This is a genomic window from Azospirillum baldaniorum (assembly GCF_003119195.2).
GTDB classification, from domain to species: domain Bacteria; phylum Pseudomonadota; class Alphaproteobacteria; order Azospirillales; family Azospirillaceae; genus Azospirillum; species Azospirillum baldaniorum.
On the sequence record NZ_CP022253.1, the window covers coordinates 250,564 to 269,117 of the forward strand.

At 68.9% G+C, this 18,554-nt stretch carries 20 protein-coding genes; 10 read left to right on the forward strand and 10 right to left on the reverse strand.

What is annotated here, in order from left to right:
- Window positions 1-11 precede the first annotated feature (11 nt).
- Together Sp245p_RS01085 and Sp245p_RS01090 are read right to left on the reverse strand one after the other, a co-directional pair.
- A complete protein-coding gene (locus Sp245p_RS01085; RefSeq protein WP_014238934.1) occupies window positions 12-371 on the reverse strand; it encodes a (2Fe-2S) ferredoxin domain-containing protein in 360 nt (119 codons plus the stop codon).
- Window positions 368-619, reverse strand: a complete 252-nt coding sequence (locus Sp245p_RS01090) for a DUF6489 family protein (RefSeq protein WP_014238933.1) — start codon at window positions 617-619, stop codon at window positions 368-370. The genes Sp245p_RS01085 and Sp245p_RS01090 overlap by 4 nt, the downstream gene beginning before the upstream one ends.
- A gap of 154 nt (window positions 620-773) precedes the next feature.
- On the opposite strand from Sp245p_RS01090, the gene Sp245p_RS01095 reads away from it, so the two are divergent.
- Genes Sp245p_RS01095 through Sp245p_RS01105 form a run of 3 tightly spaced genes read left to right on the forward strand, consistent with a single transcriptional unit; the run spans window position 774 to window position 4,314 of the window.
- Window positions 774-2,792, forward strand: a complete 2,019-nt coding sequence (locus tag Sp245p_RS01095; RefSeq protein WP_014238932.1) for a thioredoxin domain-containing protein — start codon at window positions 774-776, stop codon at window positions 2,790-2,792.
- A 4-nt stretch (window positions 2,793-2,796) separates the two neighbouring features.
- On the forward strand, window positions 2,797-3,318 hold the full coding sequence (locus Sp245p_RS01100; protein WP_014238931.1) for a methylated-DNA--[protein]-cysteine S-methyltransferase: 522 nt from the start codon (window positions 2,797-2,799) through the stop codon (window positions 3,316-3,318).
- A gap of 21 nt (window positions 3,319-3,339) precedes the next feature.
- Window positions 3,340-4,314, forward strand: coding sequence for a quinone oxidoreductase family protein (locus Sp245p_RS01105; RefSeq protein WP_014238930.1), 975 nt, complete (start codon window positions 3,340-3,342; stop codon window positions 4,312-4,314).
- A gap of 41 nt (window positions 4,315-4,355) precedes the next feature.
- On the opposite strand, the gene dnaQ is transcribed toward Sp245p_RS01105, so the two are convergent.
- The 5 genes from dnaQ to Sp245p_RS01130 are packed head-to-tail and all read right to left on the reverse strand — an operon-like array spanning window position 4,356 to window position 7,969.
- Window positions 4,356-5,033 (reverse strand): DNA polymerase III subunit epsilon, encoded by a 678-nt coding sequence (gene dnaQ / locus Sp245p_RS01110; RefSeq protein ID WP_014238929.1) that lies wholly within the window; start codon window positions 5,031-5,033, stop codon window positions 4,356-4,358.
- Window positions 5,026-5,670 carry a dephospho-CoA kinase gene (coaE, locus tag Sp245p_RS01115; RefSeq protein WP_014238928.1) on the reverse strand — a complete coding sequence of 215 codons (645 nt, stop codon included), beginning with the start codon at window positions 5,668-5,670 and terminating at the stop codon, window positions 5,026-5,028. Before coaE ends, dnaQ begins: the two co-directional genes overlap by 8 nt.
- A 9-nt stretch (window positions 5,671-5,679) precedes the next feature.
- On the reverse strand, window positions 5,680-6,519 hold the full coding sequence (locus Sp245p_RS01120; RefSeq protein ID WP_014238927.1) for a shikimate dehydrogenase: 840 nt from the start codon (window positions 6,517-6,519) through the stop codon (window positions 5,680-5,682).
- A complete protein-coding gene (locus tag Sp245p_RS01125; RefSeq protein ID WP_014238926.1) occupies window positions 6,516-7,124 on the reverse strand; it encodes a Maf family protein in 609 nt (202 codons plus the stop codon). The genes Sp245p_RS01120 and Sp245p_RS01125 overlap by 4 nt, the downstream gene beginning before the upstream one ends.
- On the reverse strand, window positions 7,121-7,969 hold the full coding sequence (locus Sp245p_RS01130) for a pyruvate, water dikinase regulatory protein (protein WP_014238925.1): 849 nt from the start codon (window positions 7,967-7,969) through the stop codon (window positions 7,121-7,123). Before Sp245p_RS01130 ends, Sp245p_RS01125 begins: the two co-directional genes overlap by 4 nt.
- Before the next feature lie 448 nt (window positions 7,970-8,417).
- On the opposite strand from Sp245p_RS01130, the gene hemE reads away from it, so the two are divergent.
- The 4 genes from hemE (at window position 8,418) to Sp245p_RS01150 (ending at window position 10,694) form a co-directional block, all read left to right on the forward strand.
- On the forward strand, window positions 8,418-9,443 hold the full coding sequence (gene hemE / locus Sp245p_RS01135; protein WP_088123926.1) for a uroporphyrinogen decarboxylase: 1,026 nt from the start codon (window positions 8,418-8,420) through the stop codon (window positions 9,441-9,443).
- 48 nt (window positions 9,444-9,491) lie between these two features.
- On the forward strand, window positions 9,492-9,920 hold the full coding sequence (hemJ, locus tag Sp245p_RS01140; RefSeq protein ID WP_014238922.1) for a protoporphyrinogen oxidase HemJ: 429 nt from the start codon (window positions 9,492-9,494) through the stop codon (window positions 9,918-9,920).
- Window positions 9,921-10,019: 99 nt separating this feature from the next.
- Complete coding sequence (locus tag Sp245p_RS01145; RefSeq protein WP_014238921.1) at window positions 10,020-10,244, forward strand: AbrB/MazE/SpoVT family DNA-binding domain-containing protein; 225 nt, start codon at window positions 10,020-10,022, stop codon at window positions 10,242-10,244.
- 6 nt (window positions 10,245-10,250) lie between these two features.
- Window positions 10,251-10,694 carry a type II toxin-antitoxin system death-on-curing family toxin gene (locus Sp245p_RS01150; protein ID WP_014238920.1) on the forward strand — a complete coding sequence of 148 codons (444 nt, stop codon included), beginning with the start codon at window positions 10,251-10,253 and terminating at the stop codon, window positions 10,692-10,694.
- A gap of 6 nt (window positions 10,695-10,700) precedes the next feature.
- On the opposite strand, the gene Sp245p_RS01155 is transcribed toward Sp245p_RS01150, so the two are convergent.
- Window positions 10,701-13,442 carry a cation-transporting P-type ATPase gene (locus Sp245p_RS01155; protein WP_109138569.1) on the reverse strand — a complete coding sequence of 914 codons (2,742 nt, stop codon included), beginning with the start codon at window positions 13,440-13,442 and terminating at the stop codon, window positions 10,701-10,703.
- Between the two features lie 360 nt (window positions 13,443-13,802).
- Between Sp245p_RS01155 and rho the strand changes: the two genes are divergently transcribed.
- Window positions 13,803-15,059 carry a transcription termination factor Rho gene (gene rho / locus Sp245p_RS01160; RefSeq protein ID WP_014238917.1) on the forward strand — a complete coding sequence of 419 codons (1,257 nt, stop codon included), beginning with the start codon at window positions 13,803-13,805 and terminating at the stop codon, window positions 15,057-15,059.
- 140 nt (window positions 15,060-15,199) lie between these two features.
- Here the strand turns inward: rho and secB are convergent, their stop codons facing one another.
- Both secB and Sp245p_RS01170 read right to left on the reverse strand, forming a co-directional pair.
- Entirely contained in the window at window positions 15,200-15,697 is a 498-nt protein-coding gene (gene secB / locus Sp245p_RS01165; protein WP_014238916.1) for a protein-export chaperone SecB, read from the reverse strand.
- Window positions 15,698-15,797: 100 nt separating this feature from the next.
- Window positions 15,798-16,415 (reverse strand): FxsA family protein, encoded by a 618-nt coding sequence (locus Sp245p_RS01170; protein ID WP_014238915.1) that lies wholly within the window; start codon window positions 16,413-16,415, stop codon window positions 15,798-15,800.
- A gap of 242 nt (window positions 16,416-16,657) precedes the next feature.
- Here Sp245p_RS01170 and Sp245p_RS01175 point away from each other — a divergent pair, with 242 nt between their 5' ends.
- The gene (locus tag Sp245p_RS01175; RefSeq protein WP_035670305.1) at window positions 16,658-17,332 is read left to right on the forward strand and encodes a Tim44/TimA family putative adaptor protein; all 675 of its coding nucleotides are present in this window, start codon (window positions 16,658-16,660) and stop codon (window positions 17,330-17,332) included.
- A 13-nt stretch (window positions 17,333-17,345) separates the two neighbouring features.
- A complete protein-coding gene (mltA, locus tag Sp245p_RS01180) occupies window positions 17,346-18,551 on the forward strand; it encodes a murein transglycosylase A (protein ID WP_014238912.1) in 1,206 nt (401 codons plus the stop codon).
- The last annotated feature ends 3 nt before the right edge of the window (window positions 18,552-18,554 follow it).

The window sequence follows — 18,554 nt, forward strand, 5'->3', positions numbered from 1 at the left end:
TTCCGGAACGATCAGCCGACCTGTTCCGGCAGCAATTCCTTTTGTTCCGGCTTCAGCATGAGCCGCTCCACACGGCCACCACCGATCACATGCGTTTCCAGGATCGCGTCGACGTCGGCGAAAGAGCGGTAGGTGTACCAGACGCCCTCCGGATAGACGACCAGCACCGGACCCAGCTCGCAGCGGTCCAGGCAACCGGCGGCGTTGATCCGCACCCGGCCGTCCAGACCCAGCTCGCGGGCGCGGGCCTTCATGTAGTCGCGGAGCTTTTCGGAACCCCGGGCGGCGCAGGAGCCGCGCTTGTGTCCGTCGGGGCGGCGGTTGGTGCAGGAGAAAACATGGGCTTCGAAGTAGGGCTTCGGATCGGTCACTTGCGTCCATCCTGTCCCATGGCGGCGGCCATCTGGGACCAAAACATTTTCTGAAGCTGCTCCATGCCCTGAATTCCCGCCGGCAGCCACGTCTTCATCATCGTCTCGGGGTCCATGGCGAGCAGGGAGGCCTGCATCCGGTCCTGGATCTCCTGCATCATGGCGTCCTGCATGGGCTTCACGTCGGGAAGGCCCAGGAAGTGGCGCGCCTCCTCGGGTGTGCAGTCGATGTCGATGGTGATCTTCATGGCCCCATTTCCTTGGAAGGCGCGCGGTGCGCGGGAAATTAAGGGTTGAGCGCCGCTTCGGCTCATGCCCCACTATACAGATAGGAAGCCCTGGCGCAACGGCACCGCCGCGCCAGTTTATTCCCAACCACGCCACAGACCGGAAACGCCTGCGATGCCCGCGAACCTGCTTGGCCGGGAGACCAGCCCCTACCTGCTTCAGCACAAGGACAACCCCGTCCATTGGATGGCCTGGGGCCGCGACGCCTTCGAACGGGCCAAGCGCGAGAACAAGCCGGTGCTGCTGTCGGTCGGCTACGCCGCCTGCCACTGGTGCCACGTGATGGCGCACGAGAGCTTCGAGAACCCGGAGATCGCCGGGCTGATGAACGAGCTGTTCGTCAACATCAAGGTGGACCGGGAGGAGCGGCCCGACGTCGACCAGATCTACCAGTCGGCCCTGGCGATGCTGGGGCAGCAGGGCGGCTGGCCGCTGACCATGTTCCTGACGCCGGAGGCCGAGCCCTTCTGGGGCGGCACCTACTTCCCGCCGGCCTCGCGCTACGGGCGGCCCGGCTTTCCCGACGTGCTGCGCGGCGTGGCGGAGACCTACCGCAACAAGCCGGAGAACGTGACCCGCAACGTTGCCGCGCTGAAGGACGCGCTGGGCAAGCTGGCCGAGAACCGGGCGGCGGGGGAGGTCGACCTCGCCATGCTCGACCAGATCGCCGACCGGCTGGTCCGCGAGGTCGATCCCTTCCACGGCGGCATCGGCCACGCCCCGAAATTCCCCCAGGTGCCGATCTTCACCTTGCTGTGGCGGGCCTGGCTGCGGACCGGCAAGGAGCCCTACCGCGAGGCGGTCACCAACACGCTGGCCCATATGAGCCAGGGCGGCATCTACGACCATCTGGGCGGCGGCTTCGCCCGCTACTCGGTGGACGAGATGTGGCTGGTGCCGCATTTCGAGAAGATGCTCTACGACAACGCCCAGCTTCTCGACCTGATGACGCTGGTCTGGCAGGCGGAGCGGGAGCCGCTGTTCGAGACGCGCATCCGTGAAACGGTGGGCTGGGTGCTGCGCGAGATGATCGCCGAGGGCGGCGGCTTCGCCGCGACCCAGGACGCCGACAGCGAGGGCGAGGAGGGCCTCTTCTACATCTGGAACGAAGAGGAGATCGACCGTCTCCTCGGCCCCGGCGCGGAGGTCTTCAAGCGCGCCTACGGCGTCACGCCTCAGGGCAACTGGGAGGGAGCGACCATTCTCAACCGGCTGCACCGCATCGAGGCCCTGGACGCCGAGACCGAGGCGACGCTGGCCGAACAGCGGGCGATCCTCTGGCGGGAGCGCGAAAAGCGGATCAAGCCAGGCTGGGACGACAAGGTGCTGGCCGACTGGAACGGCCTGATGATCGCGGCCCTCGCCCAGGCCGGGATGGTCTTCGACGAGCCGGCGTGGATCGCCGCCGCGCAGAGCGCCTACGCCTTCGTCCGCGACCGCATGACCGAGGACGGGCGCCTGCTGCACAGCTGGCGGGCCGGGCAGCTCAAGCACCGGGCGACGCTGGATGACTACGCCCACATGGCGCGCGCGGCACTCGCCCTGCACGAGGCGACCGGCGACGCCGGAGCGCTGGAGCAGGCGCGGGCCTGGGTGCGGGTGCTCGACGCGCATTTCTGGGACGCCCAGGCCGGCGGGTATTTCTACACGGCGGACGACGCCGACGACCTGATCGTCCGCACCAAGTCGGCCGGCGACGCGGCGACGCCCAGCGGCAACGGCACCATGCTGGCCGTGCTGGCGACCCTGCACCACCGCACCGGCGAGGCCGCCTACCGGGAGCGGGCGGACGCATTGGCCGCCGCCTTCTCCGGCGAGCTGAGCCGCAATTTCTTCCCGCTGCCGACCTACCTGAACGCGGCGGAGCTTCTCCAGAAGGCCCTGCAGATCGTCATTGTCGGCGACCCGCAGGCGTCGGACACCGCGGCGCTGCGCCGGGCGGTGCTCGATCGTCCGCTTCCCGACCGCATCCTCAGCGTCCTGCCGCCGGGGACGGATCTGCCCGCCGGGCACCCGGCGCACGGCAAGGGCATGCAGGGCGGAGTGGCGACCGCCTATGTCTGCACCGGCATGACCTGCTCCCCCCCGGTGACCACGCCCGACGCGCTGGCCGCCGCTCTGACCCGGAGATGACCTCATGACGCAGACCCTCAAAAACCCGGCCACCGGCAGCCTGACCGTCGACAGCCCGCTGGGTCTGCTGACCCTGACCAGCGCCGCCGGCGCCATCGTCGCGCTCGACTGGGGCAGGCTGGGCGAGGACCGGCCGGACCCCGTGCTGGAGGAGGCCGCGCGCCAGCTCCGCGACTATTTCGCCGGGACGCGGTTGGATTTCGACCTGCCGCTGTCCCCCCGCGGGACGGCCTTCCGGCAGAAGGTCTGGGCGGCGATGCAGGCCATTCCCTACGGCGGCGTCCTGACCTACGGCGACGTCGCGCGGCGGCTGGACACGGCGCCGCGGGCCGTCGGCGGGGCGTGCGGCGCCAACCCGATCCCGGTGATCATCCCCTGCCACCGCATCGTCGGGGGCGGCGGGGCGCCCGGCGGCTATTCCGGCATGGGCGGCCTGCGGACCAAGGACTGGCTGCTCCGCCACGAGCGGCGGTACCGGGTGACAGCGGAACAGGCCGGCGATACGCTGGAGCTTCAGCTTCTATAAAAAGGGAAGGGACCAACCACCATGGTTCACGCGATCCGCATCCACGACTACGGCGGACCCGAAGCGCTGCGCTGGGACGAGATCGAGGTGGGCGACCCCGGCCCCGGTCAGGTGCGGCTGCGCCAGACCGCCGTCGGGCTGAACTACATCGACACCTACCACCGCTCCGGCGCCTACAAGCTGCCGCAGCTTCCCGCGATCATCGGGACCGAGGGCGCCGGCGTGGTCGAGGCCGTGGGGCCGGACGTGACGACGCTGAAGCCCGGCGACCGGGTGGGCTACGCGCCGCTGATCGGCGCCTACGCCGAATCCCGCCTCGCCCCCGCCGACCGGCTGATTCCGCTGCCGAGCTGGATCGAGGACCGGCAGGCCGCCGCCATGCTGCTCCAGGGCATGACCGCGCAGTTCCTCCTGCGCTCCACCTACACGGTGCAGCCGGGCGACACCATCCTGGTCCAGGCCGCCGCGGGCGGCGTCGGCCAGATCCTTTGCCAGTGGGCGAAGCATCTGGGCGCCACCGTGATCGGCACGGTCAGCAGCGACGAGAAGGCGGAGCTGGCCCGCGCCGCCGGCTGCGACCATCCCATCGTCTACACGCGCGAGAACTTCGTGAACCGCGTGAAGGACCTGACGGACGGGCAGGGCGTGCCGGTGGTCTATGACGGCGTCGGCAAGACGACCTTCATGGACAGCCTGGACTGCCTGCGGCCCCGTGGCTTTATGGTGCTGTTCGGTGCGGCGTCCGGGCCGGTCCCGCCACTGGACCTCCAGGTCCTGGCGGCCAAGGGCTCGCTCTACGTCACGCGCCCGACCCTGTTCAGCTACGTTTCCAAGCGCGACGACCTGATGGCCAGCGCCGCCGACCTGTTCGAGGTGGTGCATACCGGCGGGGTGACCATCAACGTCGGCCAGACCTTCGCGCTGCGCGACGCGGCGGAGGCCCACCGGGCGCTGGAGTCCCGCGCCACGACCGGGTCCACGGTGCTGCTGCCGTAAGGTTCAAAGCCCTCTCCCGGGACGGGAGAGGGAATGACAGCTCACTCGGCGGCCCAGAGCGGGTTCTTCAGTTTCTTGAGAAGCTCCGCATGGGCCGCCAACTCCTCCTCGCTCGGCGCGTGGGCGCGCGGGGCGCGGTAGGGGCGGTCGATGCGGATCGCCGCCGGGCCGCCCGTTGCCGGGCCGGAGGCCAGCGCCAGACCGGCCTGACGCCCGCCGCGCAGCTCCAGATACACCTCGGCCAGAAGCTGGGCGTCGAGAAGCGCGCCGTGGTAGGTGCGGCTGGAGTTGTCGACGCCGAAGCGCTTGCAGAGCGCGTCCAAGGTGGCCGGCGCGCCGGGGAACTTCTGCCGCGCCATCAGCAGCGTGTCGATGGCCCGGTCCTTCGGCATCACCGGATAGCCGGCGATCCGCAGCTCCCAGTTCAGGAAGTGCATGTCGAAGGCCGCGTTGTGGATCACCAGCGGCGCGTCGCCGATGAAGGCCACGAACTCCGCCACCACGTCGTTGAACAGTGGCTTGTCCGACAGGAACTCCGTCGTCAGCCCGTGCACCGCCACGGCGTCCGGCGGCACGTCGCGCTCCGGGTTGACGTAGCAATGGAAGGTCTTGCCGGTGGCGACGTGGTTGTGCAGCTCGACGCAGCCGATTTCGATCAGCCGGTGCCCTTCCTCGGGCTTGAAGCCGGTCGTTTCCGTATCGAGGACGATCTCACGCATGAACCACCTGTCCGGGCTGGTATCCCCGCGGCGGCCATTGCCGTCCGCGGCGCCGCTTCACGTCGGCGAGGATGTTGCGCAGCGCCCGCCGGGTGGCCCGCCGCCCGTCGCCGGTGTTGACGACGTGGTCGGCGCGCCGCCGCTTCTCCGCGTCGGGCATCTGCCGGGCCAGAATAGCGGCGAACTTGTCCGGCGTCATGCCCGGCCGCGCCAGCACCCGTGACTTCTGCACCAGGAAGGGGGCGGTGACCACCACGCTGCGGTCCACCTTGCGCTCCCCGCCGGTTTCGAACAGCAGGGGAATGTCCAGCACCGCCACGTGCACACGGCGGCGCGCCGCCTGCTTCAGGAAGCGCCTCTGTGCAGCCTGCACCGCCGGGTGGAGGATCGCCTCCAGCCGCTTCAGCGCCGCCGGGTTGCCGAAGACCGCGGCGCCCAGCGCCCGCCGGTCCACCGCACCATCCACCACGACGCCGGGAAAGGCCGCCGCGATGGCCGGCACCGCCGCGCCATGACGCCCCAGTAGGCCATGCACCACGGCGTCGCTGTCGCAGACCAGCGCGCCCATACGCTTCAGCATGCGCGCCGCCGTGCTCTTGCCCATGCCGATGGAGCCGGTCAGTCCCAAAACGATCATCGCGCGACCTCAGCCCTGGAGAACGGCGGCCTTCAGCCCCTCGGTCACCTCCGGTTCGCGGCCGAACCAAGCGGCGAAGCCAGGGCGGGCCTGGTGGAGCAGCATGCCGACGCCGTCCACCACGCGGTTGCCGCGGGCCTGCGCCGCGGTCAGCAGCGGGGTCATCAGGGGCGTGTAGACGATGTCGGTGACGACGGCCGAACCGGGCAGGGCGCGCAGGTTCAGCTCCAACGGCGGCTGGCCCGCCATGCCCTGGGTCGTCGTGTTCACCACCAGCGCCGCCCCTTCGAGAAGCGTTTCACGTGAAACCCAATCGGCGGTCTCGATGGCGCCTCCGATGTCGGCGGCCAGCTCGTCCGCCCGCGCCCGCGTGCGGTTGACCAGCCAGACGCGCGGCGCCCCTTCGTCGAGGAGGGAGGCGACGACGGCCCGCGCCGCGCCACCGGCCCCGATGACCAGCGCCGGCCCGTCCGCAGCCTTCCAGCCCGGTGCGCCGCTTCTCAGGTTCTCGATGAAACCGAAGCCGTCGGTGTTGCGGCCTTCGAGCGACCCGTTCTCGCCCACCACAATGGTGTTGACGGCGCCCATCCGCTTGGCGGTGGCGTCCAGCCGATCGACCGTGCGGCAAGCGGCTTCCTTGTGCGGCACCGTGACGTTGCAGCCACGGAAGCCGAGAGCGGGCAGGGCGCGGATGGCCTGCTCGATCCGGTCAGGCGGAACGGCCAGCGGCACATAGGCGCCGTCGATTCCGTATTGCTCCAGCCAATAGCCGTGCAGCCGGGGCGAACGCGAATGGCCGATCGGCCAGCCCATCACCCCGGCCAGCGTCGCCTTGCCGCTGATCGTCATTCCGCAATAACCCCATGCACCCGCAGGAACCCGAGCAGCGGCAGCAGCGGCAGCCCGAGGATCGTGAAGAAATCACCGTCCACCCGGTGGAAGAGCTGCGCGCCCAAGCCTTCGAGGTGATAGGCGCCGACCGACCCCAGCACGTCGTCGCCCGCCGCGTTCAGGTAGGAGTCCAGGAAGGCGTCGCTGAAGGGGCGCATGGTCAGGCGGGCGCGGTCCACATGGTGCCACAGCCGCTCGCCGTCGCGGATCACCACGGCGCAGCTCACCAGCCGGTGCGTCTTGCCGCGCAGATCCTGCAGCTGGGCCCGGGCGGCGTCACGGTCGGCCGGCTTGTCGAACCAGCGGCCCTCGCACTCCAGCATCTGGTCGGCGCCGATCACCAGGGCGCCGGGGTGCTTGCGGGTGACGCGCTGCGCCTTCAGCTCGGCCAGCGCCTCGGCCACATCCTCGACCGGGGCGCCCTCGGCGCGGGCGGCGAGCTTGATCTCCTCCTCGTCCACCGCGGCGGGGGCGAGCGTGACGCGCACCCCGGCGCGCTCCAGCATCTCCGCCCGCGTGCGGGAGCCCGAGGCGAGGACGACCGTGGGAACCGTTGCGCTCACGTGATCGATCCTTCGGACGGAAGGCCGGGCAGGCCGCCGGTCTGACGGCGGGCGAGCAGCATCATGATCTCCGCCGCCGTCTCCTCGATGGAGCGGCGCGACACGTCGATCACCGGCCAGCCGCGGCGGGTGAACATACGCCGGGCGTCAGTAACCTCGGCGCGCACCACCTCGGGGTCGACGTAGGTCGAGGACTCGTTCTGGTTCAGAAGCTTCAGCCGGTTGCGGCGGATCTGCACCAGACGGTCCGGGTCCTTGGTCAGGCCGACGACCAGCGGCCGGGTCAGCTTCTCGATCTCCGGGGGCATCGGGCATCCCGGGACGATCGGGATGTTCGCCGCCTTGATGCCGCGGTTCGCCAGATAGATGCAGGTCGGCGTCTTCGACGTGCGCGACACGCCCATCAGGATCACGTCGGCCTCGTGCAGGTCCCAGCTCGACTGGCCGTCGTCGTGCGCCAGCGCGAAGTCCATCGCGTCCATGCGCCCGAAATACTCGGCGTCCAAGGCGTGCTGACGGCCGGGCTGACGCTGCGATTCCACGCCGAGGAAGGCGGCCAGCGCGTTGATCAGCGGGTCGAGCACCGGGATGCAGGGGACCTGCACCTCGCGGCAGAAGTCCTGGAGGCGGCGGCGCAGCTTCTCGTCGACCAGCGTGAACATGACGAGGCCGCGATTCTCCTGGACGCCCTCCAGAACCATGTCGAGCTGACGCTCGGTCCGCACGAGATTCCAGAAATGCTCGACCGGGCGAACATCGTCGAACTGGATGACGCAGGCGCGGGCGACGCTGTTGATCGTCTCGCCGGTCGCGTCCGACACAAGATGCAGGTGGAACTGTCTCATCCGTCCCCAACGTGTTGTGGAGAACCCGTCCGAATCTGTGGACAACGGGGATCTCCTGGATTCTGTCCCTCCGGGCGGGACTCGTCGCCCCCGCTGGCGCCCCCTTCGGGACAATCCGCGCGCCCTCTCCGGAACATGGGTACAATGACTCCCGCGGACCATGTTATCCACGGGATTCCCAGGCTTCCCGGTATAGCATTTCCGCCGTTTCCGGCGAAAGCGTCCGGAGTCGTCCACAGAATCCGATTTTCGTCCACAGCGCGCCGTCCGGCCTGTGGACGATTCCGCGCAAAGCGGGGATTCCCGTTTTCCACAGGCACCCACCACCCCTTCTTCCTTTCTCTCTTTAAAAAGAATACTGAGTAGAGGGGAGACAACCCGCAGACCCGATTCACTCATAGGGGAACGATCCGCCGTGTCCGAGGCCGTGTCCAAGATTGCCAAGCCGATGCTCGCCGCCCTCGCCGGCGAGGTGCGTCCGCGCCCGCCCTTCTGGCTGATGCGCCAGGCCGGCCGTTACCTGCCGGAATATCGGGAATTGCGCGCCAAGGCCGGCAGCTTCCTGGACATGTGCTACAACCCCGACCATGCGGTGGAGGTGACCCTGCAGCCGCTGCGCCGCTACGACATGGACGCGGCGATTCTGTTCTCCGACATCCTGGTGGTGCCGCACGCCCTGGGCCAGCCCCTGGCCTTCCTGGAGGGCGAGGGGCCGAAGCTTGACCCTGTGAGAAGCGTGGAAGACCTGAAGCGCCTGTCGCGCGACCGCTTCCACGAGCGGCTGGAGCCGGTCTACGAGACCGTCCGTCGTCTCTCCAGCGCGATTCCGGCGCACACCACTCTGATCGGCTTTGCCGGGGCGCCCTGGACGATCGCCTGCTACATGGTCGAAGGGGCGGGGTCCAAGGAGTACGCGCACGTCAAGCGCTGGGCCTACGGCGATCCCGCCGGGTTCGGCGCGCTGATGGATCTGCTGGTCGAGGTGACCGCCGATTACCTGTGCACCCAGATCGAGGCCGGGGCCGAGGTCGTGCAGCTTTTCGACAGCTGGGCGGGCGTGCTGCCGGCCGGCGAATTCCGCCGTTGGGTGATCGAGCCGACGCGGCGGATCGTGGATCTGATCAAGGCGCGCCACCCCGCGATTCCGGTCATCGGTTTCCCGCGCGGTGCGGGCCTCTCCTATGAGGCCTACGTGTCGGACAGTGGGGTGGATGCCGTCGGGCTCGACACCACCGTCCCGGTGGCTTGGGCGGCCGGGAATCTGCAATCCAGAGTGCCGGTGCAGGGCAACCTCGACCCGATCATGCTCGCCGCCGGTGGCGATGCCCTGCGCACCGCCGCGTCGGAGATTCTGGAGACGCTCGCCGGCAAGCCCTTCGTCTTCAACCTGGGCCATGGGGTGATCCAGACCACGCCGCCGGACCACGTCGCCGAGCTGGCCCGTCTGATCAAGGACTGGCCGAACCGCGGCTGAGACACCGGACGGTAAAAAAACGCGCAACGGGAAGGGAAGGGGATTCCAGTGCTCTATCTCTGGGTCAAGGCTCTGCACGTCATCAGCATCATCGCCTGGATGGCTGGGCTGCTCTATCTGCCACGGCTGTTCGTCTACCACTGCGAGACGGTGCCGGGCTCCGAATCCTCGGAGCGGTTCAAGGTGATGGAGCGCCGCCTGCTGCGCGCCATCATGAATCCGGCGATGGGCGCCGCCTACCTGTTCGGAATCACGATGATCGTGATGGAGCCGGCCTGGATGAAGCAGGGCTGGCTGCACGCCAAGTTGCTGTTCGTGCTGGCGCTCACCGGCACGCACATGATGATGGCGCGCTGGCGCAAGGACTTCGAGGCGGACCGCAACACCCGCCCGCAGCGCTTCTTCCGCATGTGGAACGAGGCGCCGACCCTGCTGATGATCGGCATCGTCATCTTCGTGATCGTGAAGCCGTTCTGACGGAATAGGGCCGGGCGATGGTCGGCACGGGCCAGCCATCGCCCTTGACGTAATAACAAGCGTAATTACATTCTGTGCCGATCCCGCGCGGAGGTCGCCATGCACACCACCAAACTGACCAAGGTCGGCAATTCCACTGGGCTCACCCTGCCGCGCGACGTGCTGGCGGCGGCGGACCTTCAGCGGGGCGACGCGGTGTCCGTCGAGGTGCGCGACGGCCGGATCGAAATCTCCAAGACCGACGACAGCTACAACCGCGCCATGGACATCGGCCGCCGCTTCTCCGCGCGCTACCGCCGGACCATGGACATCCTGTCCAAGTAAGCCGGCGTGGACCAGCCGTCGATCCAGGGGCGCCCCTACGTCAACCCGCCGCTCCAGGCGGTGCTCGACCTGCACGGCGAGTTGCTGCTGGAGCATGGCGGCGCGCCCGGCATGCGCGATTTCGGGGCCTTGGAAGCGTCGCTGGCCCGTCCCTACCAGCTCATCGCGTACGGTGACGACCGGTTGACCATTTTCGATCTGGCCGCCGCGGTGTGCGTCAGTGTCTGCCGCAATCACCCCTTCGTGGATGGAAACAAGCGCGCGGCATTCGTGGCGCTGGGCCTGTGCCTAGGCCTGAACGGCTTCGAATTGGATGCGGCGGAGCGGGATGCGGCGGACACCATTCTGGCGCTCGCCGCCGGCACGCTGAGCGAAGAGGCGTTCCGCGACTGGGTCGCCGACCATTGCTACGACATCGGCTTCTGCGACATGGGCGACCCGGAATCGTAAAGGCGGTCAGCCCCGCCGCCCCATCACCCGGCGGGTGACCGCCTTCTCCGCCTCCACGGCCAGGAAGATCGCCAGACCGGCCGCCGTCATGGCCACCCACTGGGTCCAATGCACCGCCGCCGTGCCGAACAGGCTCTGCAGGGGCGGGGCGTAGGTGAAGGCGAGCTGGAAGACCAGCATCAGCCCGATGGAGATCCACACCGGGCGGCTGCCGAACAGCCCCCGCCGGTTCATCACCGAGGCGGTGATCGCCCGGGCGTTCAGCAGGAAGAAGATCTCCCCCATCACCAGCGCGTTGACGGCCATGGTGCGGGCGACCGGCGTCGGGTCGCCGTGGCCCTCGTGCAGCAGGAAGAATCCAAAGCTGGTGGCGACCAGGAGCGCCATCACCAGCACCATGCGCCCGATCAGGAAGCCGGGCAGGATCGGCTCGTCCTTCGGGCGGGGCGGGCGCGTCATCACCGCGGCCTCCGGCGGCTCGAAGGCCAGCGCCAGACCCAGCGTCACCGCCGTCACCATGTTGACCCAGAGAATCTGGACCGGGGTGATCGGCAGCGTGTAGCCGGCCAGCACCGCGACCAGGATCACCAGCGCCTGGGCGCCGTTGGTCGGCAGCATGAACAGGATCGTCTTGCGCAGATTGTCGTAGACGGTGCGCCCTTCCTCCACGGCGTGGGCGATGGAGGCGAAGTTGTCGTCGGCCAACACCATGCTGGCGGCTTCCTTCGCGGCCTCCGTCCCCTTGCAGCCCATGGCGACGCCGACGTCGGCGCGCTTCAGGGCAGGGGCGTCGTTCACCCCGTCGCCGGTCATGGCGACCGTGTGGCCCGCCGTCTGGAGCGCGCGGACGAGGCGCAGCTTGTGCTCCGGCGTGGTGCGGGCGAAGACGTCGGCGTCGCGCGCCACGGCGACCAGCGCCGCGTCGTCCAGCCGGTCCAGCTCGGTTCCCGACACCGCGTCGCCCGACAGGTTGAATTGCCGCCCGATGGCCTGAGCGGTGCCGGCGTGGTCGCCGGTGATCATCTTCACCCGGATTCCCGCCGCTTGGCACTCGGCCACCGCCGCCACCGCCTCCTCGCGGGCCGGGTCGATGAAGCCGCACAGGCCGAGCAGGGTAAGCCCCTCCCGCAGGTCGTCCATGTCGAGCACGGTCTGGGTGGGCAAAGCGGGGCGGGCGGCGAGCGCCAGGACGCGCTGGCCGCCCGCCGCCAGTTCCTCCACCCGCGCCAGCCAGTGGGCGGCGTCGAGCGGCGCGCTGCCGCCATCCGCGGCCCGTACGTGCGCGCACATGGACAGCACACGCTCCGGCGCGCCCTTGACGTACAGCAGCCCGTGCCCCTCATGGTCGTGGTGCAGGGTGGCCATGTACTTGTGTTCGGATTCGAAGGGGATGACGTCCGTACGTGGGCGACGGGCGGCCTCCTCCCGCGCGTCCAGCCCGGCCTTCATGCCGAGCGCCAGCAGGGCGCCGTCGGTCGGGTCGCCGGCCACCGTCCAGCCCTCCTCACCGCGCTGAAGCTCGGCGTCGTTGCACAGCAGGGCGGCGCGGGCCAGCTCGGTCAGCACGGGATCGGCGGCGGGGTCCAGGGCCTTGCCGTCGCGGCGGAACTCGCCCTCGGGGCGGTAGCCGGTGCCGGTCACCGCGCAATCGCCCGCCGTGGTCACCACGGTCTGCACGACCAGTTCGTTGCGGGTCAGCGTGCCGGTCTTGTCGGAGCAGATGATCCCGACCGAACCCAGCGTCTCCACCGCCGGCAGGCGGCGGATGATGGCGTTGCGCCGGGCCATGCGGGTGACGCCGATGGCCAGCGTGATCGTCATCACCGCCGGCAGCCCTTCCGGAATCGCCGCCACCGCCAGACCGACCGCGGCCATGACCATCTCCGGCCAGGGCTCCCCCTGGACCAGCGAACCGTAGAGGAAGGTCAGCGCGGTCAGCGCCAGGATGCCGATGGTCAGCCACCGCCCGAAGACCGCCATCTGGGCGAGCAGCGGCGTGGTCAGCTCCTCCACGCCCGCCAGGAGCGTGCCGATGCGGCCCAGTTCCGTCCGGTCCCCCGTGGCCACCACGACACCGTTGGCCTGTCCCTGGGCCACCAGCGTGCCGGAATAGGCCATGCCGCCGCGCTCCGCCAGGGGAGCGTCCACGGCCACCGCGTCGGCGCTCTTGGCGACCGGCACGGATTCCCCGGTCAGCGCCGCCTCCTGTATGCGCAAGCCCTTGACGCGGACCAACCGCAGGTCCGCTGGCACCTTGTCGCCCGAGGCCAGCAGCACCCGGTCGCCGGGCACCAGATCCTCCGCCGGGACGGCAACCTGATGGCCGCCGCGCAGAACCACTGCCTGCGGCGACAGCATGCTGCGGATGGCGTCCAGCGCCTGCTCCGCCTTGCCTTCCTGGACATAGCCGATGGCGGCGTTGATCAGCACGACGCCGGCGATCACCGCGGCGTCCACGAACTCGCCCAGCAGGACCGTGACGACCCCCGCGCCGATCAGCACATAGATCAGCAGGTTGTCGAACTGCGCCAGGAAGCGCATCAGCGCCGACCGGCGGGGCGGTGGGGTCAGCCGGTTGGGGCCGTACCGCCGCCGGCGCTCCGCCGCCTCGTCGGGCGTCAGCCCGTCGTCGGGGCTGTCCAGCGCGGCCACGGCCTGGTCCGGGGGCTGGGCGTGCCAGGGCAGGGGGGCGGTGGAGGCTTCGGGAGCAACGATGGTTCCGGGTCCGGAACGGTCATGCGGGCTCATGATGTCAACCAAACCGTTTCTGTCCTGAACGTCCAGGTCGTGGCCCGGTGGCCTGGATAACAGGGGATGCGGCATCGTGACCCGGACGAAGACGCGCAAGATTCCGCACCGTTTCCAAGAATTCGCTTTCATTTGACTTGCAGACGGCGTTCCGCTAACCATCTTTCCCACCACGGGGCGGCAAGCCTCGCGGGCACCCATCCCACATCCGCCGTTCCGTCCCTCCCCAACGATCTGGGCGCGACGTCCGACAGGCATTCCCAGCCTTCAGCGCCGTTCGACGCTCAACCGACGCACCCTGCGCCGGCCCGGGACCTCTGGCACTCCCCCTCGCATGACCGATTCCCTTAAGGCACCCCCATGCATCTCCAAGAGCTGAAGTGCAAGAGCCCCGCCGAACTGCTGGCGTTCGCGGAGGAACTGCAGATCGAGAACGCCAGCACGCTGCGCAAGCAGGACATGATGTTCGCCATCCTCAAGCAGCTGGCGGAAAACGATGTTCCGATCTACGGCGACGGCGTGCTCGAGGTTCTTCAGGACGGCTTCGGATTCCTGCGCTCGCCGGAGGCCAACTATCTTCCCGGCCCCGACGACATCTACGTCAGCCCCAGCCAAGTGCGCCGCTTCAGCCTGCGCACCGGCGATACGGTCGAGGGGCAGATCCGCGCGCCCAAGGACGGCGAGCGCTACTTCGCTCTTCTCAAGGTCAACACGATCAACTTCGATGCGCCGGACAAGGTCCGCCACCGCATCAACTTCGACAACCTGACCCCGCTCTATCCGGAAGAGCGGCTGCGCATGGAAGTCGACGACCCGACCAAGAAGAACTACACGGGCCGCATCATCGACCTCGTGGCGCCCCTGGGCAAGGGCCAGCGCGGGCTGATCGTCGCCCCGCCGCGCACGGGCAAGACCGTGATGCTGCAGAACATCGCCCATTCCATCGCGACCAACCATCCGGAAGCCTATCTGATCGTCCTGCTGATCGATGAGCGCCCGGAAGAGGTGACCGACATGGCCCGCTCCGTGCGGGGCGAGGTCATCAGCTCCACCTTCGACGAGCCGGCGACGCGCCACGTCCAGGTCGCCGAGATGGTCATCGAGAAGGCCAAGCGGCTGGTCGAGCACAAGCGCGACGTGGTCATCCTGCTGGACTCGATCACCCGTCTGGCCCGCGCCTACAACACCGTCGTTCCCTCCTCGGGCAAGGTGCTGACCGGCGGCGTGGACGCCAACGCGCTGCAGCGCCCGAAGCGCTTCTTCGGTGCGGCCCGCAACATCGAGGAGGGCGGCTCGCTGACCATCATCGCGACCGCGCTGATCGACACCGGCAGCCGCATGGACGAGGTGATCTTCGAAGAGTTCAAGGGCACCGGCAACTCGGAGATCGTGCTGGACCGCAAGCTCTCCGACAAGCGCACCTTCCCGGCCATCGACATCTCCAAGTCGGGCACCCGCAAGGAGGAGCTGCTGGTCGACAAGGGCACCATCTCCAAGATGTGGATCCTGCGCCGCATCCTGATGCCGATGGGCGTGACCGATGCGGTGGACTTCCTGGTCGACAAGCTGAAGCACACCAAGTCGAACTCGGAATTCTTCGAGTCCATGAACCAATAGTTCGGAACCGCGCCTCCCCCGTCCGGTCGAAGGGCGGGGGAGGGCACAAAAAAGGCGGGAGGCCCCAGTGGAGCCTCCCGCCTTTTTGTTTGTCCGAAACCGATGGCCCGGATCAGAACGCTGCCGTCACAACCGCCGTATCAGAACGGCGACTGCGGCGTCTCTTCGGCCTGGGTCTGCTGGCCGGCGGTCTGGCGGCGGTACAGGTCGACGAAGTCGATCGGATTGATCATCAGCGGCGGGAAGCCGCCGTCCTGGGTGCAGCCGGCCACGATGGCGCGGGCGAACGGGAACAGCATCCGCGGCGCCTCGATCAGCAGCACCGGGCGGTGATGCTCCTGCGGCAGGCCCGGAAGCTGGAACAGGCCGCCATAGGCGACCTCGACCAGGAAGGCGGTCGCCTCGGCCTGCTTGGCCTCGCAATGCAGCTTCAGCACGACCTCGTAGACGTCCTCGCCCATCGGCTGAACCTGCACGTCCACGCCGATGTTGACCTGCGGCTGCGGCTGGCCGGGCAGCAGGCTCTGCGGCGCGTTGGGGTTCTCGAAGGACAGGTCCTTCACATACTGCGCCAGCACATGCATCGGCAGCGACGAGGCGGCTTCCTGATCTTGACCGTTGATCTGCTGATCGGACATGGACAACTCCTGGCCGCGGGGCGGCATCACGATGGAAAGGTCTTCAAGACCCGCTGGCTAGCACGGAACCGCGGGCTCCACAAAGTGAAACCGGTGCGTTTCACCCGCGGTCGTTGCGGTGGGGCGAACCGGGCGGCGCCCAGCGGGAGTCACCGAGCTTCGGCATGTCGTCCGGACCGTCGCGGTCCGACGGACCGGCGCTTCCCGGGCGGCCGCCGTCGGGGTCGACCTCCTGGTATTCGACGTCGATCACGCCCGGCGGCGGGCGGTTGCGCGGCCCGCCGTGGGGGCCGTTCGGATTGCCGGCGTTCCAGCCTTGGCCGCCCGCCTGACCGCCCATGCGGCCATGCATCTGGAAGGAGGTAGCGCCTTTCATACGGTCGAACAGCCAGCGGCCCAGGGCGTTGCGGATCGGGCGCACGAACAGCAGGATTCCGACGATGTCGGTCAGGAAGCCGGGGATGATCAGCAGCAGACCGGCGACGACGACGCAGAATCCCTCGAACACGGCGCCGACCGGGCTTTCGCCGCGCTCCGCCGCCTGCTGCGCGCGCTTCAGCACGGACAGGCCCTGCCAGCGGATCAACACGGACCCGAGGATGGCGGACAGGATGACCAGCCCGACCGTCGGACCGGCGCCGATCCAGTCGCCGACCTCGATGAAGGTCGCGATTTCCGCAATCGGCAGCAGAAGGAACAACAGCAACAGTGGATTCATGGCCGTCCTTGCTCTTTCAACCCCAAGGGCCTATCTACACCAGGGTACGCACCCGATCTTTGGTTGGAAGAACAGCTCCGGCACGGGTCATCGGGTGGAATCCTCGGCGGAGAGAGCGAGCAGGGACTTGGTCCCGGCACCGTTCCGGTACACTTAATGCTCACCCGCCGGAGGGTCCAGTAGTGGATCAAGCGGGGCCGGTGATTTCGGGGCCGGCCTTCAGTCACCCGGAAGGATGGATGATGGGAGATGGGTTTGTGTTCGTCGAGATCCTGATCTTCGCGATGATCGCGGCGTTTCTCGTGTACCGGCTGCGCAGCGTGCTCGGCCGCCGCACCGGTGAGGAACGCCAGCGGCCGAACCCCTTCACGGCCCGCCCCAACAACCAGCCCGACAACGTGGTGGCGATGCCCAACCGCGAGCGGCCCGTGCCGAACGCCGCCCCGTCGCCCGACGAGCCGGTGTCGCTGGCCACCGCGCTGGAGCAGATCAAGGCCGCCGACCCCAGCTTCGACGAGAAGTATTTCCTGCAGGGCGCCCGCGGCGCCTTCCAGATGATCGTGGAGGCCTTCGCCAAGGGCGACACGGCCACCCTGCGCCCGCTGCTCTCGGACGAGGTCTACGACAACTTCGCCCGTGCGGTGCGCGAGCGCCAGTCGGCCGGCGAGACTCTGGAAACCCGCATCGAGACGATCACCGACGCCGACGTGGTGGAGGCCCGCATGGACGGCCGCACCGCCCTGGTCACCGTGAAGTTCGTGTCGGAGCAGATGAACGTCGTGCGCAACAGCGCCGGCGCCGTGGTGGACGGCGATCCGAACAGCGTGGTCGAGGCCGTGGACGTCTGGACCTTCGCCCGCAACACCCGCGCCGGCGATCCGAACTGGGCGCTCGTCGAGACCCGCACCCCTCAATGACCGATCGGTTCTGATGTTCTCTCTTCCGGTTGTTCGTCTCAGCGCCGCGGCAGTCCTTGCCGCGGCGTTTCTCATTGGCTGCGAGCGGAAGGAGGAGGAGGCCAAGGCGCCGCCGCCCCCGCCGCCCGAGAAGCTGGTCCTCACCCCGGTCGCCTTCACGGCGCTGCCCGGCTGGAGCGCCGACCGCGTGGCGGAGGCCGTCCCGGCTTTCCAGCGCTCCTGCGCGAAGGTCAGGGCGCTGGCCGCCGACCGCTCCATCGGCCCGGACGGTGTCGGTGGCAAGGCGGCCGACTGGCAGGCGCCTTGCGCCGAGCTGGCCAAGCTGCCGCCCGGCGACGACGCGGCGGCCCGCGCCTATTTCGAGACGTGGTTCACCCCCTATGTCGCGGCCAACAACGCGGAGCGGCGCGGCCTTTTCACCGGTTATTACGAGGTCGAGCTGAAGGGCAGCCGGACGCCGGACCCGGCCTTTCCGGTGCCGCTCTACAAGCGTCCCGCCGATCTGGTGATGGTCGATCTCGGTGAGTTCGCCGACCGCTGGAAGGGCGAGCGCATCGCCGGGCGCGTCACCGCCGGGCGGCTGAAGCCCTTCGAGGACCGCGCGGCCATCGAGGCCGGGGCGCTCAGCGGCAAGGGGCTGGAGCTGGTCTGGCTGCAGGACCCCATCGCCACCTTCTTCCTGCACATCCAGGGGTCGGGTCGGGTCAGCTTCCCCGACGGGACGGAGACGCGCGTCGGCTACGCCGCCCAGAACGGCCACAAATACGTCGCCATCGGGCGGGAGCTGATCGACCGCGGCGCCCTGAAGCGCGAGGAGGTGTCGCTCCAGACCATCCGCGCCTGGCTGCAGGCCAACCCCGGCGAGGCGGCGGCGCTGATGAACAAGAACCCCTCCTACGTCTTCTTCCAGGAGCTGAAGGGGGAGGGGCCGAACGGCGCCCAGAACGTCGCGCTGACGCCGGGGCGCAGCCTCGCCGTCGATTCCAAGTTCCTGCCCTACGGCGTGCCGGTCTGGCTGGACGCCGAGGACCCGCTGGACGCCCAGACGCGGCTGCGCCGCCTGCTGATCGCCCAGGACACCGGCGGGGCCATCCGCGGCCCGGTCCGCGGCGACGTCTTCTGGGGCCACGGTCCGGAGGCGGAGGCGAAGGCCGGCGTGATGAAGAGCGCCGGAGAGTATTACGTCCTGCTGCCGAAGACCGTCGCCCCGGCAAGCTGACCA

What these genes read in the sequence shown, in the direction of transcription:
- Sp245p_RS01090 (WP_014238933.1), bottom strand. Translation starts at nt 619, where the DNA reads ATGAAGATCACCATCGACATCGACTGCACACCCGAGGAGGCGCGCCAC.
- Sp245p_RS01095 (WP_014238932.1), top strand. Translation starts at nt 774, where the DNA reads ATGCCCGCGAACCTGCTTGGCCGGGAGACCAGCCCCTACCTGCTTCAG.
- Sp245p_RS01100 (WP_014238931.1), top strand. Translation starts at nt 2,797, where the DNA reads ATGACGCAGACCCTCAAAAACCCGGCCACCGGCAGCCTGACCGTCGAC.
- Sp245p_RS01105 (WP_014238930.1), top strand. Translation starts at nt 3,340, where the DNA reads ATGGTTCACGCGATCCGCATCCACGACTACGGCGGACCCGAAGCGCTG.
- dnaQ (WP_014238929.1), bottom strand. Translation starts at nt 5,033, where the DNA reads ATGCGTGAGATCGTCCTCGATACGGAAACGACCGGCTTCAAGCCCGAG.
- coaE (WP_014238928.1), bottom strand. Translation starts at nt 5,670, where the DNA reads ATGATCGTTTTGGGACTGACCGGCTCCATCGGCATGGGCAAGAGCACG.
- Sp245p_RS01120 (WP_014238927.1), bottom strand. Translation starts at nt 6,519, where the DNA reads ATGACGATCAGCGGCAAGGCGACGCTGGCCGGGGTGATGGGCTGGCCG.
- Sp245p_RS01130 (WP_014238925.1), bottom strand. Translation starts at nt 7,969, where the DNA reads ATGAGACAGTTCCACCTGCATCTTGTGTCGGACGCGACCGGCGAGACG.
- hemE (WP_088123926.1), top strand. Translation starts at nt 8,418, where the DNA reads ATGCTCGCCGCCCTCGCCGGCGAGGTGCGTCCGCGCCCGCCCTTCTGG.
- Sp245p_RS01145 (WP_014238921.1), top strand. Translation starts at nt 10,020, where the DNA reads ATGCACACCACCAAACTGACCAAGGTCGGCAATTCCACTGGGCTCACC.
- Sp245p_RS01155 (WP_109138569.1), bottom strand. Translation starts at nt 13,442, where the DNA reads ATGAGCCCGCATGACCGTTCCGGACCCGGAACCATCGTTGCTCCCGAA.
- rho (WP_014238917.1), top strand. Translation starts at nt 13,803, where the DNA reads ATGCATCTCCAAGAGCTGAAGTGCAAGAGCCCCGCCGAACTGCTGGCG.
- secB (WP_014238916.1), bottom strand. Translation starts at nt 15,697, where the DNA reads ATGTCCGATCAGCAGATCAACGGTCAAGATCAGGAAGCCGCCTCGTCG.
- Sp245p_RS01170 (WP_014238915.1), bottom strand. Translation starts at nt 16,415, where the DNA reads ATGAATCCACTGTTGCTGTTGTTCCTTCTGCTGCCGATTGCGGAAATC.
- Sp245p_RS01175 (WP_035670305.1), top strand. Translation starts at nt 16,658, where the DNA reads ATGGGAGATGGGTTTGTGTTCGTCGAGATCCTGATCTTCGCGATGATC.
- mltA (WP_014238912.1), top strand. Translation starts at nt 17,346, where the DNA reads ATGTTCTCTCTTCCGGTTGTTCGTCTCAGCGCCGCGGCAGTCCTTGCC.